Genomic DNA, 17,011 nt, shown 5'->3' on the forward strand with positions numbered 1-17,011 from the left:
TTACCGCGCTTAGCGTAAACAGCAATACTGCGGCGACGTTAAACCGCCAGGACAACAGGCAAACCCGCGGGATCAGTTCATCCAGCGATTGTCTTTTTTACGGCGCGGAATCAGATGGGGCAGCACCAGGCCAAGCACCAGGCCGACGCCGGCCACGCCGCCGCCGTACAGGAACCACTGCATGATAATGGCGCGCTGTTTATCATCAAGCTGTACCGCCACGGCATCCACCTTTTTCCTGGCCACCACCAGCTGATCTTTCAGGCTTTGGTTTTCGTCGCGCAGGGTCTGGATATTGCCGTCGCTCTCGGTGACCTTCTTTTGCATTTCGGCGGTGCGTTGGTTCCAGCTGGCGTCGATGGTGCTGAGTTTTTGCGTCAGGTCCTGGACCTTTTGCTCCAGCGCCGGCACCTTGACCCGCAGGCTGGGCTGGTCGCTGAGCTGATCGAGCGGGATCCAGGCGGTGCGGCCCTTGGTATCCCTGATCTGGCCGTAGTTGTTGCCTTCGCTGACGCTCAGCAGCGTGACTTCTTCTCCGGAATTCAGCGTGCCGACGATCCGGTACTGGTTGCCCGGCCCGCTGTGAATATAGGTGATGAGCTCATCGGAAACAAAGCGCGTCTCATCGGCATGAGTGCTGGCGGCGAAGCCTAGACTCAATAACGCGAAGCAAATATGGCGTAATTTGTACATAGTTCCGTCGTTTTCAGGCAAATGTGGGTCGATAGTAGTGGGTTCAGTTTGACGACGCAATGCTTAAACAGAAATGGGAACTATCTTACTATCAGGCTGCGCAAGGCCCCGGCCAGGGGAGGAAAGATGCAATAGCGTTATTTAAATGGCCATGTCCGGTCTCTTGAACGGGTAATTTATCCGTTACGGCGCCGATTAACGTTGTAATGGATAAAAACGGCGGCATGTCGCGTTAAGCGCATTAATTTTTTGTTATAAATTGTCATTCAAATCATATCAGTGCTTGTCCATAAGCGGCATTAAGGCGATTATTACGTTCTTCAGCCCGACACCTGCGCGGCATCCCCGTGACAAACGGCGCCGGGCCGGGTGTCGTTCCGCAACTGCTCGTTGAGCAACCAGTGGTGTAACCGAAGCTATGAGTGAAGAAATAGAAATAAAATTTATCGTTCATCCCGATGCGGTGGCGTCCATGGCGGAGCGTGTATCCGCCTGCGGAGGCAGTCATACGGCAGCGCAGCGCCTGATTAACATCTATTTTGACACCGTCGGGCTTGACCTGCGCCGGCACGGCGTGGGTTTACGCGTACGCGGCAATAACGAACGTTACGAAATGACGGCCAAAACCGCCGGCACCATCGTCGGCGGCCTGCACCAGCACCCGGAATATAATATTCCACTGCCCGGCCCCGATATCGATATTACGCTGTTGCCCGCCGACATCTGGCCGCCGGACATGGATGTGGCGACGTTGCAGCAGCGCTTGCAACCCCTGTTTCGTACCGATTATCTGCGTGAAAAGTGGTTGATAACCTACGGTGACAGCGAGATAGAAGTGGCGTTTGATCAGGGCGAAGTGGTGGCGGGTGAGCTGAGCGAGGCCATTTGCGAACTGGAACTGGAAATCATGCACGGCAACGTCGCGGACCTACTGGCGCTGGCCGGCACGCTTTGCGCCGACGGCGGCCTGCGCCAGGGCAGCCTGAGCAAGGCCGCGCGCGGCTATCATCTGGCCGCGGGCAATGAGCCGCGTGAAATCCGCGCCCTGCCGTTGCTGCGTCCCGCGCCCAAGGCGACGGTAGAGCAGGGGTTGAGCGAGGCGCTGTCCCTGGCGCTGGCCCATTGGCAATACCATGAGGAACTGTGGCTGCAGGGCATTCCGCTGGCGCGGGAAAGCATCCTGTCCGCCATTATGCTGATCCGGGAAACCTTTGTGGTGATGGGCAATATGATCCCGCGCAAGGCCACCAACGAGCTGCGCGCCCGGTTGGCGGAGGTGACCGACCGGCTGCAACCGCCGGACAGCGATCCCCGGCGGTTGTGCTATGACGCCGCTTACCTGCAATGTAAGCTGGCATTGACCCGTTGGCTGATTCTCGCCGGCTGGCGGGACAGTCTCGATGATAAGGCGCGCCGGAAACTGGACGGCTCCTTTAAGCGTTTTGCCGATATCATGCTGTCGCGCTGCGCCGCCGAGTTAAAAGTGGCGTTCGGCCGCGTGATGTCCCACGAGGAATACCAGCAGCAGCTGCCGCGGCTGGAGCGGCGGATCATGGCTTTCCATCTGCTGTCGGGCGCCTATCCGGTCAAGAAGGTTTTATCTTATATTTTACACTGGCAGGCGCTGCAGCAGGCGATTATCCTGCCCGGCACCAACAACCTGGAGCATATGCGGCGCCAGGCGCTGACCCAGCCGGGTTTTTGGCGCAGCGTCAATAACCGCTAAGCCCCGCGGGGCCGCAGCGTTGCCCGTGACATCCCCAGGAGATCGATGATGAAATTGCCTCTTCCGCCCCTGCTGGATCGCCAGGCGCAGGCGATGGCCGCCCGGCTGATGCCCGCCCGCCCGGCGGACGGGGAGGCGGCCGCCGGGTCTGCTGTGGTGGACGAAAACACCGCCGTCGCGCTGGCGTTAAGTGATTTTATCAGCGAAGCGCTGATTGCCCGGCCGGACTGGCTGGAGGAATTGCACCGCGATCCGCCCCGCGCGGACGAGTGGCGCGGTTATGCCGCGTCGCTCCAGGCGCGGCTGGCGCAGGTGCAGGACGAGGCGGCGCTGATGCGTGAGCTGCGCCTGTTCCGCCGCCGCGCCCTGGTGCGTATTGCCTGGGCGCAGGCACTGGATGCCTGCGCGACCACCGAGACCCTGATCCAGCTCAGCCAGCTTGCCGAAACGCTGATTATTGCGGCGCGCGACTGGCTATACCAGGTGTGCTGCCGTGAGTGGGGCACGCCGTCTAATGCGCACGGCGCCGCGCAGCCGCTGCTGGTGTTGGGTATGGGCAAGCTCGGCGGCGGCGAGCTGAATTTCTCTTCCGATATCGATTTGATTTTCGCCTATCCGGAAAACGGCCAGACCCGGGGCGGGCGGCGCGAGCTGGACAACGCGCTGTTTTTTACCCGCCTGGGGCAGCGGCTTATCAAAGTCCTCGATCAGCCGACCGCCGACGGATTTGTCTACCGGGTGGATATGCGCCTGCGGCCGTTTGGCGACAGCGGGCCGCTGGTGCTGAGTTTTGCCGCCCTGGAGGATTATTACCAGGAACAGGGGCGTGACTGGGAGCGGTACGCCATGGTCAAGGCCCGGCTGATGGGCGACGGTGACGACGCCTACTGCCAGGAACTGCGAAGCCTGCTGCGTCCTTTTGTGTTCCGGCGCTATATCGATTTCAGCGTGATCCAATCCCTGCGCAATATGAAAATCATGATTGCCCGCGAAGTGCGGCGCCGGGGACTAAAAGACAATATCAAGCTGGGCGCCGGCGGCATTCGGGAAATAGAATTCATTACCCAGGTATTCCAGCTGATCCGCGGCGGCCGGGAACCCCGTCTGCAGCAGCGCTCGCTGTTGCCTACCCTGAGCGCGGTCGGCGAGCTTGGCCTGCTGACCACCGGCCAGACCGAACAATTAAGCCAGGCTTATCTCTACCTGCGCCGGCTGGAAAACCTGCTGCAGGCCATCAACGATGAACAAACCCAGACCCTGCCGGCCGATGCGCTCAACCGCGCCCGCCTGGCCTACGGCATGGCGGTGGCCGACTGGCCGGCCCTTGAGGACGCGCTGTCCGGCCATATGCGGCGGGTGCGGTTAATCTTTGATATGCTTATCGGCGACGACGCGCCCGATCCGGCGGACCCGGTGGATTTCGACCGCTATGGCGCGCTGTGGTTTGACGACGCGCCGGAGCAGGATGCCGGACTTCTGGCGCCGCAGCTGGATGAGGCCGGGCGCGGGCGCCTTCTGGCCCGCTTGGTGGAATTACGGCGCGACATAGCGAAACGTACCATCGGCCCGCGCGGGCGCGAGGTGCTCGATCAACTGATGCCGCGGCTGCTGGCGCAAATCTGTCCGCAGCCGGCCGCCGACGATGTCTTCGGACGGCTGGCGCCGATGCTGCTGAGCATCGTGTCACGCACCACTTACCTGGAACTGCTGGTGGAGTATCCGGGGGCGTTGACCCACCTGATCCGTCTGTGTGCCGCCTCGGCGATGATCGCCACCCAACTGGCCCGCCATCCGCTGTTGCTGGATGAACTGCTGGATCCGGCCACGCTCTACCATCCCCTGGCGCCTGAAGCTTACGGTGATGAACTGCGTCAGTATTTACTGCGGGTGCCGGAGGAGGACGAAGAGCAGCAGCTCGACGCCATGCGCCAGTTTAAGCAGGCGCAGCAACTGCGCATTGCCGCCAGCGATATTACCGGCGTGCTGCCGGTCATGCGGGTCAGCGATCACCTGACCTATCTGGCCGAGGCCATGATTGCCGCCGTGCTCCAGCAAGCCTGGAAGACCATGGTGGCGCGTTACGGCCGTCCCGCCCATCTGGGCGAGCAGGGTGGCCAGGGATTCGCGGTAATCGGCTATGGCAAGCTGGGCGGCTGGGAGCTGGGGTACGGCTCGGATCTGGATGTGGTGTTTTTACATGATTGTCCGGCGGAGGTGATGACCGACGGCGAGCGCAGTATTGACGGCCGCCAGTTCTACCTGCGCCTGGCGCAGCGGATCATGCATTTATTCAGCACCCGCACGCCCGCGGGCGTGCTGTATGAAGTCGACCCGCGCCTGCGTCCCTCCGGCGCGGCCGGTATGCTGGTCAGCACCCTGGACGCTTTTGCGGACTACCAGTTGCATGAGGCCTGGACCTGGGAGCACCAGGCGCTGGTCAGGGCGCGCCAGGTGTATGGCGACGACGCGCTGCGGGCGCGTTTTACCGCCATCCGCCGCGAGGTGCTGTGCCGGGAGCGCGATCCGGCGGCCTTGCGCGCGGACGTCAGCGAGATGCGTGCCAAAATGCGCCGGCACCTGGCCGGTAAAAACGGCGAACAGTTTGATATCAAGGCCGACGAAGGCGGCATCACCGATATTGAATTTCTGGCGCAGTACCTGGTGCTGCGTTATGCCTGCGCCATCCCGGAACTGACGCGCTGGTCCGATAATGTGCGCATTTTCGCGCTGATGGCGCGCCACGGGATCATCAGCCCGGACGACGCCGCGCGATTAAGCGACGCCTATACCACCCTGCGCGACGAAATCCATCATCTGGCACTACAGGACCTGCCGGGGCGCGTGGATAGCCATCGGTTTCAAACCGAACGCGCGCTGATTACCGCCTACTGGAAAAAATGGCTCGACTGAGGGCAAGGGCGGGAAAATGCGTTCCACTATCGGGGGTGGGAGAGAATTGCCGCAGCCTATGCTAGAATCCCGCGCAATAAAATCGTTAAGTCTGGAGCGAGTGGATGAAAGTTACGTTGCCTGATTTTCGCCGGGCGGGCGTGCTGGTGGTGGGTGATGTCATGCTGGACCGTTACTGGTCCGGCCCAACCAGCCGTATCTCACCGGAAGCCCCGGTGCCGGTAGTCAAAGTCGATACCATCGAGGAGCGCCCCGGCGGCGCCGCCAACGTGGCGATGAATATCGCCGCGCTGGGCGCGGGTTCGCGCCTGGTCGGCCTTACCGGCGTCGACGATGCCGCCCGCGCCCTGGGCGAGCGGCTCAACGGCGTCAGCGTGACCTGTGATTTCGTGGCGGTGTCCACCCATCCCACCATTACCAAACTGCGGGTGCTGTCGCGTAACCAACAGCTGCTACGCCTGGATTTTGAGCAAGGCTTCGACGGCGTGGACGCCGGACCGCTGCTGGAGCGCATCAAGACGGCGTTGCCCGCCGCCGGCGCGATGGTATTGTCGGATTACGCCAAAGGCGCGCTGGCCCGCGTGCAGGATATGATCCAGCTGGCGCGCGCCGCCGGGGTGCCGGTACTGGTCGATCCCAAAGGCACCGATTTCGCCCGTTATCGCGGCGCCACCATGCTGACGCCGAACTTATCCGAGTTCGAGGCGGTGGCCGGCCGCAGCGCCGACGAAGCCGATCTGGTCGCCCGCGGCATGAAGATGATTGCCGATTACGGCCTGTCGGCATTGCTGATTACCCGTTCCGAACAGGGCATGACGCTGCTGCAACCCGGCAAGCCGCCGCTGAACCTGCCGACGCAGGCGCAGGAAGTCTATGACGTCACCGGCGCCGGCGATACGGTGATCGGCGTGCTGGCGGCGGCCCTGGCGGCCGGAAATCCGCTGGAAGAGTGCTGTTTCCTGGCCAATGCCGCCGCCGGCGTGGTGGTCGGCAAGCTGGGCACATCCACCGTCAGTCCCATCGAGCTGGAAAACGCCATTCACGGGCGTGGCGACGCCGGTTTCGGCGTCATGACCGAGGCCGAGCTTGAGCAGGCGGTGGCGCAGGCGCGCCAGCGCGGCGAAAAGGTGGTCATGACCAACGGCATCTTCGATATCCTGCACGCCGGGCATGTGACCTATCTGGCCAACGCCCGGCGGCTGGGCGACCGGTTGATCGTGGCGGTAAACAGCGATGACTCGACCCGGCGCCTGAAGGGGGAGTCCCGGCCGGTCAATCCGCTGGCGCAGCGCATGGTAGTCCTGGGCGCGCTGGGCGCCGTGGATTGGGTGGTGGCCTTTGACGAGGATACCCCGCAGCGGCTGATCGCCAAGATATTGCCCGATGTGCTGGTGAAGGGGGGCGATTACCGGCCCGAACAGATTGCCGGCAGTAAGGAAGTGTGGGCCAACGGCGGCGACGTCAGGGTGCTCAACTTTGAAGACGGCTGCTCCACCACCAATATCATTAACGCCATCAAAACCGGCAAACGCGGTTAAAGGCAAGGGCGCCGCGACGGCGCCGTTGCCCCCCGCTTTTCCCGGCGGATAACGTGTCCGCGGCCGCCCGATATTTTGCGACGGCCTACGGCTTCTTGCCTGCGTCCTTAATGTCTGCGGCGATGCTTCCAGCCTGCGTTTCGGCCGGCGGTTCATCGCTTGCCGGCGCGGCGGCCGGGGCCGATACGGCGGCGCCCGGGGTTACAGGTGATGTGGCGCCGGCCACCGTCGGGGCGCCGCCGCTGTTCGGCATGGTTTCAAGCGCATTGATGCGCAGTTCCAGCTGGTTCAGCTTTTCCCGGGTGCGCAGCAATACCTGGGTCTGCACGTCAAATTCCTCGCGGCTGATTAAATCCATCCGGCTGAACTGGCTTTGCAACACCTGGCGGATTTTTTTATCCACGTCATCGCCCAGATCGCGGATGCCTTTTGGCAGGGACTCATGGATCTGACGGGCAAGCTGTTCGATTTTTTTGGTGTCTATCATCTGTAGTTCCCTAACGCGTTAGTTTTGGTTAAGTGTAATGCCAGATCAGCCGAGAAGAAACTAAAAGAGCCGCCAGAAATTATTCGTTTGCTAATTGCTCCGATAATCCAATGGCGTTATAGTAATTCCGCTTATTCTCAGGGCGGGGCGAAACTCCCCACCGGCGGTAAACCCGTGCGCTAATTGCTATTGACGATTATTGCACAGGAAGCCCGCGAGCGCTCAGATTGCCGTAGGATTTGAGGTCAGCAGACCCGGTGTAATTCCGGGGCCGACGGTTATAGTCCGGATGGGAGAGAGTAACGGCCAACAATGAGCTGCCAGCTCATTCTCGTTATCTTTTAGCCTGTTAAGGCTACTCCTAAGTCTGCCCTGGTTCTGGTAATCCATATACTTTATGAGGTTTTTTTTACCATGAATCAGACGCTTCTTTCCGAGTTCGGTACGCCGACCGAACGCGTGGAAAACGCACTTAACGCATTGCGCCATGGTCGCGGTGTGCTGGTGCTGGACAATGAAGATCGTGAAAACGAAGGCGACATGATTTTTGCCGCCGAAAGCATGACGGTTGAACAGATGGCCCTGGCCATCCGCCACGGCAGCGGCATTGTTTGCCTGTGCCTGACCGAGGAGCGCCGCCGGCAGCTGGATCTGCCGATGATGGTGGAACACAACTCCAGCCACTACCAGACGGCGTTTACCGTCACCATCGAAGCCGCGGAAGGCGTCACCACCGGCGTTTCCGCCGCCGACCGCCTGACCACCATCCGCGCCGCCATCAAAGACAACGCCAAGCCCAGCGATCTCAATCGTCCCGGCCACGTGTTCCCGCTGCGCGCCCAGCCGGGCGGCGTGCTCACCCGCGGCGGCCATACCGAGGCCAGCATCGACCTGACCACCCTGGCCGGCCTCAAGCCGATGGGCGTGCTGTGCGAAGTCACCAATGAGGACGGCAGCATGGCCCATGCTCCGGAAATCATCGCGTTCGGCAAAAAGTATGATATGCCGGTGGTCACCATCGAAGATCTGGTGGACTACCGCCGCTCGTTGGCACGTCAGGCCAGCTGACGCGCGGCTGCCGTCGCCCGCGGCCGCAGCTTTCGCCGGGCCGGGACAATAGCCCGGCGCCGTGCGGGCATGCAGAAGGGACCAGGCGGCGCTGGCCCCGCGGGTAGCAGGTTCGCCGCGCGCATTCTGCCCTGAAACGTCCGTATGTACTGGCGATGCCGCTGTGCCGGGAAGCCCCGGCCGCCGGGGGCGCCCGGTTGCTTTCCCGGTTCTGTCAGGGCCGCTTGCGCGCCAGCAGCGTGGCAAAACGCAGCTTAATGCGGTTGCCTTCGGCGTCGGTTTTATGCAGTTCTCCCCTATCCTCGTTATATTTTATTATTTCCCAATCGCGATAATACCCGGACAGTTCCCCGGCGCTGAAAGTAAACGGAAACGGCAGCGGGCAGGGACAATCCTCGGTGGACATGGCGGCGACAATAAGATTCAGCCCGCCGTCGTTGGTGCTTTGCTGCATATTGCGGATAACGCGCTCGATCCGGTCGGCCTGTAAAAACATCAGCACCACGGTCGAGAGAATAAAGTCGTACCGGCCGTTTATCAGCTGTTCGTTGATATCATAAACGCCGGCTGAGATATGATCGCGTTGCTCGATCGCGATAAGGGTATTCAGGGCATCGATGCTTTGCTGGCTTTTATCATACGCCGTGACATCAAACCCCAGCAGGTTCAGATACAGCGCATTACGGCCCGCGCCACAGCCCAGATCCAGCGCTTTGCCCGGCGCCGCGTATGCGGCGGCGTTAATCACCTCGGAATGCGTGCGCGTCATGCCGTGCTTAAGATGATAATAATCCTCCGGCCGGCAGTAAAAGGCCAGTTGGCAACGCATATCCGCCGAGCTGGCGACAATACGGTGCCAGCGCTGCGGCTCCACCAGGGGCGGCGGGTTGTCGCGCGTAAACGCGTGGGATTCCAGCACCTCATCGTTTTCGCTTAAAAACGCAAAGGACAGCGTGCCCTGCAGTACAGTGAGTTTCGCCCATACGCCCTCCTGGGTATTGTGCCGCTGGCGGAAGGCCTCCGGCAGCGTCTGGCTATCCCATTCGGGCAGGGTTTTATAACACATCAAATCTTGCATATCGTTCTCCGCCGTTGGGGGCAACGGCCATCGTCAATTTATCAACATAATGCCGGGGATGGCGGGTCAATACCGACCGGGCGGCTACCGCCGGGCCGCCGGCCGTGAGGACGCGTTCAGCATGGCGCCAACTGGCGCAGCAGTAAAAACGCCTCCTTCATCCGCGCTTCTCCCGCGACAAAGGCGCACAGCCGCCGTTGTTCATCCCAACCCTGCGCCAGTATACCCTGGGTGTCAAAGTTGATCTGCCAGTGTAAATCCGTGCGCTGCGTTTGGCCCGCCAGGTGCAGCGGCATATTGGGCGTTTTCACCTTTACCAGCATCGGCGGCAGTAACAGGCTGTCGTTACCGCCCAACAGATTTTTAGCCAACACCGCGGCGCTGAGCTGTATCGGTTGTAAAAAAGGCATCAGCGCGCCGTTGATTTCCGCGCAATCGCCCAGCGCATAGATGGCGGGATCCGAGGTGCGCAATCTGTCGTTAACCCGGATACCCCTGCCGGTATCCAGACCGGCCGATAAGGCCAGCGCGGTGTCGGGCTTTAGCCCGATGGCGGCAATGGCGGCATCCACTTCCAGCAGACGGCCGCGCGGCAGGGCGGCGGCGATGCCGGTCGCGGTCGGGCAAAGGCTCAGCAGCCGGGTGTTAAGGATCAGCTCCACCCCCTGCCGGACCAGGCGATGCTGGAGACGCGCGCTGACTTCAGCCGGCATCAGGGACGCCAGGATGCTGGCCGCCTGATCGAGGAGGATCACCTGTTTGCCCGCCCGGGTCAGGTCCATGGCAAGTTCAGTGCCGATAAGGCCGGCGCCCAATAACAGGACCCGCCGCGCCTGCCGCAGCTGGTCTTCTATCCGGTGGTACTGTTGCTGGCTATTGAGCGTCAGCATCAGTTCCCGGCCTTCAATCGCCGGGATAACGGCCTGCGCGCCGGTGGCCAGGATCAACTGACGGTAGCCATATTCGCCGTCGCTGCAATAGACCCGCCGCGCCGCGGCATCGATACGCTGCGCCCGTGAATGACGGTGCAGCGTCAGCCGGAACTGTTCGGCAAAGTCCCCGGCGGTCATCCGGGTCAGGTCGTCCGCGCGTTGCCGCTGGCTGAACACATGGCTTAGCTCCGGCTTGTGGTATTCATCGCAGCTGTCGTCGGCGATAAGCCGGATCGGCACGCCGTCATCGAGCTTGCGCAGGTTCTTGATCAACTGCCGGGCGGCAAAGCCGGAGCCGATAATAACAATGCCTTCGTTCATCTCATCGCCTTATTTCAACGCGTCAAAGACGTCTTTGCCAAGACCGCATTCCGGGCATAAAAAGGTCTCCGGCACCTGCGGCCAACCGGTACCGGGCGCCACTTCCTGCATCGGTTCGCCCAAGGCGGGGTCGTAAATCCATTGGCACACGCTGCATTGCATCCTGACGGTGTCCGCGGCGGCGGGGGCGGGGGCAACCGCGACCTGCTCATCCAAAGGATGCAGCGCCCACTGGCGGGCAATTTCCCTGCCGTGCTCGCGGCAGAGGTTCAATGCCGCGCCGTCCGGTCGCCATTTAGTCTTCAGGGGCAGGGAGGTTTCGAACCCGGCGTCCATCAGCCGCGTCTGCACCCGGTCCACCGCGCCGCCGTTCCAGCCGTAGCTGCCGAAGGCCGAGGCCTTTTTATCGCGAAAGCGCAGTCCCGCCAGTTCTTCGAGCAGCGCCGCTACCTTGGGCATCATGACGTTATTCATCGTGGAGGAGCCGGCCAACACCCCTTTGGAGCGGAAAACCTGGGTCAGGATTTCGTTTTTATCATGGCGGGCGACGTTAAAGATTTTTACCGACACGCCGGGATCGGTTTCAGTAATCCCCTGGGCAATGGCATCCGCCATCATGCGGGTGTTGTTCGACATGGTGTCGTAAAACAAGGTAATACGGTCCTCCTGGTAGCTGTCGGCCCACTGCAGATATTTAGCGACGATCTGCGTCGGATTGTCGCGCCACACCACGCCATGGGACGTGGCGATCATCGACAGGGGCAGGTTAAAGCCCAGGATTTCATTGATCTTGGCGGTGACCAGCCGGCTGAACGGCGTCAGGATATTGGCGTAGTAACGCTGGCATTGCTCAAACAGTTCATTCTGGTCCACTTCGTCGTTAAACAGATGCTCGTCGCAATAATGCTGGCCGAAAGCGTCGTTGCTGAACAGCACCGCATCGCCGCTGAGATAGGTCATCATGCTGTCGGGCCAGTGCAGCATCGGCGTCTCGATAAAGATCAGCTGCTTGCCGTTGCCGATATCCAGGCTGTCGCCGGTTTTAACCGTGCGAAAGTTCCATTCCGGGTGATGGTGGTGGCCGTTAATGGAGTCAATGGCGTTGGTGGTGCAATAAATCGGCGTATGCGGGATACGCGCCATCAGCGCGGTGAGGGCCCCCGCGTGATCCTCCTCGGCGTGGTTGATGATAATATAATCTATGGTGGCGAGATCGATTTCCGCCTCGAGGTTTTGCAGGAAATCACGGCTGAACTTATAGTCCACGGTATCAATCAATACCGTTTTTTCTTCACGGATCAGATAGCTGTTATAGCTGCTGCCTTTAAGGGTTTTATACTCGGTGCCGTGGAAATCGCGTACTTCCCAATCCCGTTGTCCCACCCAATGAATAGTGTTTTTGACCTGTACCGTCATGATAAAACCTCATGGTAAATTGCCACTGAAAACCGCTGGATGGCATCAGTGCTGCATAACCCATGCCAATAATTAATTCATTGAAATTAAAGAATTTAAATTATTTATTTGTCAAAATGACGAAATTGGAAATATGTTTTTTTGACACAGCTATTGTCACAATGAGATAGTCGGCGCTCCGGGCCGCATCCGCCCTGCGCGGCGTAATGACGCTGTGGCTTGTCGCCGCTTTTTACCTTTCAGGTGCTTATCCTTATGGCGTTATCCATGCAAACCCTGAGCCGGATTGCCATTGAGCTGCAATCGGGCATCACCGGCAGGGACCGTTTCCAGCAGTTGATCAACAGCCTGCGCCGGTTGCTCGCGTGCGACGCCTGCGCGCTGCTCAGCTATGAACAGCAGCTGTTCCGGCCGCTGGCGATCGCCGGTCTGTCGCCCGACGTGCTGGGGCGCCGTTTCCGGCTGTCCGAGCATCCCCGTCTGGAGGCCATCGCCCGTGCCGGCGATGTGGTGCGTTTTCCGGCGGACAGCCTGTTGCCCGATCCTTACGACGGGCTGATCCCGGGCCATGAGCAATTGAAGGTGCATGCCTGTATCGGCCTGCCGCTGTTTACCCACCAGAACCTGGTCGGCGCCCTGACTATTGACGATATGGATGCGCATCAGCTCGATCATTTCAGCGATGAGGAACTGCGTCTGGTGGGGGCGCTGTTCTCGGTCGCGCTCAGCAACGCGCTGCTGGTGGAGCAATTGGAAAAACAGGCCATTGCGCCGATAAGCGCCGTCGGCCGGCCGCAAACCGAGGGCGCCGACGAAATGATCGGCTTGTCCGGGGTCATGGCGCAGCTGAAAAAGGAAATCGGCATCGTGGCCAATTCGGATCTGAACGTGCTGATCACCGGTGAAACCGGCGTCGGCAAGGAGCTGGTGGCGCGCGCTATACATCTGCAATCGCCACGGGCGGCCAATCCGCTGGTGTACCTTAACTGCGCGGCCCTGCCGGAATCGGTGGCGGAAAGCGAATTGTTCGGCCATGTCAAAGGCGCCTTTACCGGCGCCATTCATCATCGTATCGGTAAATTTGAACTGGCGGATAACGGCACGTTGTTCCTGGATGAAATCGGCGAGCTGTCGCTGACATTGCAGGCAAAACTGCTGCGGGTATTGCAGTACGGCGATTTACAGCGCGTCGGCGACGATCAAAGCCTGCGGGTCAATGTGCGCGTCCTGGCCGCCACCAATCGCGTGCTGAAGGAGGCGGTGCTGGCCGGGCAGTTTCGCGCCGATCTGTTTCACCGCTTAAGCGTGTTTCCCGTCCATGTGCCGCCGCTGCGCGAGCGCGGGCGGGATATTGCCCTGCTGGCCGGTTTTTTTTGCGAACGCAGCCGCATCCGGCTGGGACTGCAGCGCGTGGCGCTGGCGCCGGCCACCCTGGCGTTGCTGGCGGAAAACGGCTGGCCGGGCAATGTGCGCGAGCTGGAGCATGCCATTTATCGCGCCACGGTGCTGGCGCGGGCGGGGCAGGGCAACGCCGAGGTGGTATTGCGGCCGGAGAATTTTGCCCTGGATGGGGCCTCGCCCCCATTAACGCACGTCGCGCCGCCGCATGACCCTATCGCTTCCGCTACCCTGCGCGACGGCACCGACGATTACCAGCGTCGCTTAATCCGCATGACGCTGGCCGGCTGCGGCGATAACTGGTCGGCCTGCGCGCGCAGGCTGGCGGTCAATCCCGGCAATTTGCACCGGCTGGCGAAGCGGCTGGGGATTAAGTGAAAAGCCGCCGCCCGGCTTTGCGCCGCGGCATCATCGTCCCTGGCGCGCGGGGACGAGCCACGCGGACGTTTAGGTTTATTCAAATATATTGAATAAGATGATCATGCTTATCCGGGTTTATTTTCCGGCCGCAAGGCGTAAGTTAATCAGCATAAGGCGCCAGGCGCGATAAGATGATACAGAAGGAATGACCCATGAGCGAACCCCGTATGCCCGCGCTGTTTCTCGGCCACGGCAGTCCGATGAACGTGCTGGAAGATAATCAATATACCCAAACCTGGCAACGCCTCGGCCGGACCTTGCCGCGTCCCCGCGCCATCCTGGCGATATCCGCCCATTGGTTTACCCGCGGCACCGCGGTGACCGCGATGGAAAACCCGCGCACCCTCCATGATTTCGGCGGTTTTCCCCAGGCGTTGTTTGATATCCGTTATCCGGCGCCGGGCTCGCCCGCCCTTGCCGCCACCATCCAGGAACTGCTGCTGCCGGTGGCCGTCAGCGCCGATCTGACCGAATGGGGTTTTGATCACGGTTCCTGGGGGGTGGTGAAAAAAATGTATCCGGACGCGGATATCCCCATGGTACAGCTCAGTATCGACGGTACCCAGCCGCCGGAATATCATTTCCAGCTGGGACGAAAACTGGCGGCGCTGCGCGACCAGGGCGTGATGATGGTCGCCAGCGGCAACGTGGTGCATAACCTGCGCATGATCCAATGGCACGGCGAGGCGCCGCCCTATCCCTGGGCGTTATCCTTTAACCAGTTTGTGCGCGACAATATCGGCTGGCGCGGCCAGGGCGTCCATCCGCTGGTGGATTTTATGGCTCATGACGGCGCGGCGCTGTCCAACCCCTCGCCCGATCATTACCTGCCGCTGCTGTATATACTGGGCGCCTGGGATGGCGAAGAGGCGATTTCCATACCGGTGGACGGCATTGAGATGGCGTCGTTAAGCATGCTGTCGGTGCAGGTGGGTTAAACGCTGTTACGCAGCGGCGCTGCCGCTGCGTATGCTTTGGGGCGCTCAGTCGAGGATAATATGCGGGTAAAAGCGCGACAGATCCTGGGTGATCAGTTCTTTATCTTCCCGGATGCCGATGCCGCAAGGCCTGTCGTTCACCAGCCAGCTGCCGATAACGGTATAGCTGTCGCCGAAGCGCGGCAACGGGCAAAACTGCTGCACGATGGTGCCTTCTTCGCCATAAGGCCCGTCCACGCGGGCGGTTTCCTTGCCGTTTTCGACGATGCGGATATTGGCGCCTTCGCGGGAAAACAGCGGCTTCACCACATAGTGATCCATCGGCGGCGGGTTGTCTTCGGCAAAATAGGCCGGCAGCAGGTTGGGATGCCCCGGGAACATTTCCCATAACATCGGCAGCAGCGCCTTGTTGGAGATAATGCTTTTCCAAGCCGGTTCCAGCCAGCGCACCCCCGCGTCCTCAAGCTTGGTGGAGAAAATCTCCCGCAGCATGAATTCCCACGGATAGAACTTAAACATATTGCCGATCACCCGGTTTTCGGTGTCGGTAAACTGGCCTCTTTCGCCCAGGCCGATTTCCTCGATAAACAGAAAATCATTGGGTAATTCCGCCTCCAGCGCGCAGTCCTGCAGGTACTGCACCGTGCCGCGATCCTCGGTGGTATCCTGGCAGCAGGCAAAATGCAGCAAGCTGAAACCATGCTGCTCCTTGAGCTCCCGGAAGCGTTCGATCAGCTTTTCCTGCAGGCTGTTATATTGGTCGGCCCCGGCCGGCAGCTGGCCGGACTTGATCTGATCCTCAAGCCAAATCCACTGGAAAAAAGCGGCTTCATACAGGGACGAGGGGGTATCGGCGTTATTTTCCAGCAGTTTTGGCGGCTGCCGGCCGTCATAGACTAAATCCAGACGGGAGTAGAGCGAGGGCTGTTGGGTATGCCAGGCGTTGCGCACAAATTGCCAGGTATGCTTGGGGATGCGGAATTTGGCCAGCAGCGCGTCGCTGTCCACCACTTTCGCCACGACTTTCAGGCACATCTGATGCAGCTCGGCGGTCACATCCTCCAGCGTTTCTATCTGCGCCAGCGTAAATTGGTAATACGCATCCTCGCACCAGTAGGGCTCGCCGTACATGGTATGGAACTCAAAACCATATTCGGCGGCTTTTTCGCGCCAGTCCGGGCGTTCGTTCAGGGTAACTCGTTTCATGTCCCGCTTAGCCGCCAATGCTCATGCTGCGACGTGGCGCGGTGCTGCTGCGACGTGGCGCGGTGCTGCTGCTGCGCTGCATGGTGGCGTTCTGTTTCGCCACCGTTTCGCCGAAGCCGCCGCGCGTGACGGTATTGGTGGTCGGCGTCTTGGGCGCCATGGCGGTTTTCGGCACATTCATGCTGCGCCCGGTAGTGGCGGGGCCGTAGTTACGGCCGGTGGCGTCGACAAACTTGCCGTTCGCCGGGCTGTTGGGCGCGCGCGACGTGAACAGCGGCTGCTGCGCATAACCGCCGCCGCCCATCATGCGGCCCATCATATAGCCGGCCATCAGGGGCATCCAGAAACTGCCGCTTTGCTGCGATTCGGCGGCCACGCCGGCCTGGGCGGGGGCCTGGGTACATTGCCCTTCGCCGAATTCGGCGACGCAGTCTTCGCGCGAGGCGTATTTGGGCGCGGTTTTCACCGCCTCTTTCTGCGCGTTGTTAAACGCGGTGGTGCACTGCTCGCTCATGGACGGATTGGCGCGGGTACAGTCATCGCTGTTTTGATACAGCGACACGTTCTCGTCGCTTTTCTCGCAGCCGGCCAGCATAAACACCGCGCCGACCGCCAGCGCGACCGGCGCCATGCGGCAGGCACGCCATTGCTTGCGGAAACTGGCGTGGTTAATGTCTTTTGTCCGTTTCATTATTTTCCTGCTTTATTAACGATTTAACATTCCCGGAGATACGCTCTAAGAATAGGGTAAAAACGCCTAAATAAGAAGCATCGGCGGCGACTGCGGAAACATCTTTACATAGTTATACATAAAGGTGGGATCGCGGCGGAAAGGCGGGATGTCGCCGGAGGGGCCAGGCGGGCGGGCTGCCCGCCTGGA

13 protein-coding genes and 1 riboswitch are annotated in these 17,011 nt (G+C 60.7%); of the genes, 6 read left to right on the forward strand and 7 right to left on the reverse strand.

The genetic code is table 11. From position 1 onward, the window contains the following. Window positions 1-72 precede the first annotated feature (72 nt). Entirely contained in the window at window positions 73-693 is a 621-nt protein-coding gene (locus ACL2XM_RS25510; protein WP_410013419.1) for a TIGR04211 family SH3 domain-containing protein, read from the reverse strand. A 418-nt stretch (window positions 694-1,111) separates the two neighbouring features. On the opposite strand from ACL2XM_RS25510, the gene ACL2XM_RS25515 reads away from it, so the two are divergent. From ACL2XM_RS25515 to hldE, 3 genes are all read left to right on the forward strand, one after another. Continuing rightward, window positions 1,112-2,419: an inorganic triphosphatase gene (locus tag ACL2XM_RS25515; protein WP_413721504.1), complete on the forward strand. Its 1,308-nt coding sequence runs from the start codon at window positions 1,112-1,114 to the stop codon at window positions 2,417-2,419. A 45-nt stretch (window positions 2,420-2,464) separates the two neighbouring features. Continuing rightward, complete coding sequence (gene glnE, locus ACL2XM_RS25520) at window positions 2,465-5,329, forward strand: bifunctional [glutamate--ammonia ligase]-adenylyl-L-tyrosine phosphorylase/[glutamate--ammonia-ligase] adenylyltransferase (protein ID WP_413731888.1); 2,865 nt, start codon at window positions 2,465-2,467, stop codon at window positions 5,327-5,329. A 104-nt stretch (window positions 5,330-5,433) separates the two neighbouring features. Next, on the forward strand, window positions 5,434-6,867 hold the full coding sequence (hldE, locus tag ACL2XM_RS25525; protein ID WP_410013422.1) for a bifunctional D-glycero-beta-D-manno-heptose-7-phosphate kinase/D-glycero-beta-D-manno-heptose 1-phosphate adenylyltransferase HldE: 1,434 nt from the start codon (window positions 5,434-5,436) through the stop codon (window positions 6,865-6,867). 85 nt (window positions 6,868-6,952) lie between these two features. On the opposite strand, the gene ubiK is transcribed toward hldE, so the two are convergent. Further along, window positions 6,953-7,354, reverse strand: a complete 402-nt coding sequence (gene ubiK / locus ACL2XM_RS25530; RefSeq protein ID WP_413721502.1) for a ubiquinone biosynthesis accessory factor UbiK — start codon at window positions 7,352-7,354, stop codon at window positions 6,953-6,955. A 129-nt stretch (window positions 7,355-7,483) separates the two neighbouring features. Further along, window positions 7,484-7,659, forward strand: a riboswitch (FMN riboswitch). Window positions 7,660-7,768: 109 nt separating this feature from the next. On the opposite strand from ubiK, the gene ribB reads away from it, so the two are divergent. After that, window positions 7,769-8,422: a 3,4-dihydroxy-2-butanone-4-phosphate synthase gene (ribB, locus tag ACL2XM_RS25535; RefSeq protein ID WP_410013424.1), complete on the forward strand. Its 654-nt coding sequence runs from the start codon at window positions 7,769-7,771 to the stop codon at window positions 8,420-8,422. A gap of 214 nt (window positions 8,423-8,636) precedes the next feature. On the opposite strand, the gene tehB is transcribed toward ribB, so the two are convergent. The 3 genes from tehB to norV form a co-directional block, all read right to left on the reverse strand. Beyond that, entirely contained in the window at window positions 8,637-9,500 is an 864-nt protein-coding gene (gene tehB, locus ACL2XM_RS25540; protein WP_410013425.1) for an SAM-dependent methyltransferase TehB, read from the reverse strand. Between the two features lie 116 nt (window positions 9,501-9,616). Then, window positions 9,617-10,753: an NADH:flavorubredoxin reductase NorW gene (gene norW, locus ACL2XM_RS25545; protein ID WP_413731890.1), complete on the reverse strand. Its 1,137-nt coding sequence runs from the start codon at window positions 10,751-10,753 to the stop codon at window positions 9,617-9,619. Between the two features lie 9 nt (window positions 10,754-10,762). After that, window positions 10,763-12,169 carry an anaerobic nitric oxide reductase flavorubredoxin gene (norV, locus tag ACL2XM_RS25550; protein ID WP_413731891.1) on the reverse strand — a complete coding sequence of 469 codons (1,407 nt, stop codon included), beginning with the start codon at window positions 12,167-12,169 and terminating at the stop codon, window positions 10,763-10,765. A gap of 255 nt (window positions 12,170-12,424) precedes the next feature. Here norV and norR point away from each other — a divergent pair, with 255 nt between their 5' ends. Continuing rightward, window positions 12,425-13,945, forward strand: coding sequence for a nitric oxide reductase transcriptional regulator NorR (norR, locus tag ACL2XM_RS25555; RefSeq protein WP_413731893.1), 1,521 nt, complete (start codon window positions 12,425-12,427; stop codon window positions 13,943-13,945). A gap of 194 nt (window positions 13,946-14,139) precedes the next feature. Then, window positions 14,140-14,925, forward strand: coding sequence for a 4,5-DOPA dioxygenase extradiol (ygiD, locus tag ACL2XM_RS25560; RefSeq protein ID WP_410013429.1), 786 nt, complete (start codon window positions 14,140-14,142; stop codon window positions 14,923-14,925). A gap of 45 nt (window positions 14,926-14,970) precedes the next feature. Here the strand turns inward: ygiD and ACL2XM_RS25565 are convergent, their stop codons facing one another. Further along, window positions 14,971-16,131, reverse strand: a complete 1,161-nt coding sequence (locus tag ACL2XM_RS25565; RefSeq protein WP_410013430.1) for a glutathionylspermidine synthase family protein — start codon at window positions 16,129-16,131, stop codon at window positions 14,971-14,973. Between the two features lie 7 nt (window positions 16,132-16,138). Then, window positions 16,139-16,822, reverse strand: a complete 684-nt coding sequence (locus tag ACL2XM_RS25570; protein ID WP_410013431.1) for a DUF1190 family protein — start codon at window positions 16,820-16,822, stop codon at window positions 16,139-16,141. Window positions 16,823-17,011 lie beyond the last annotated feature (189 nt).

The organism is Sodalis sp. RH20, assembly GCF_047324205.1.
Classification (GTDB): Bacteria; Pseudomonadota; Gammaproteobacteria; order Enterobacterales; family Enterobacteriaceae; genus Acerihabitans.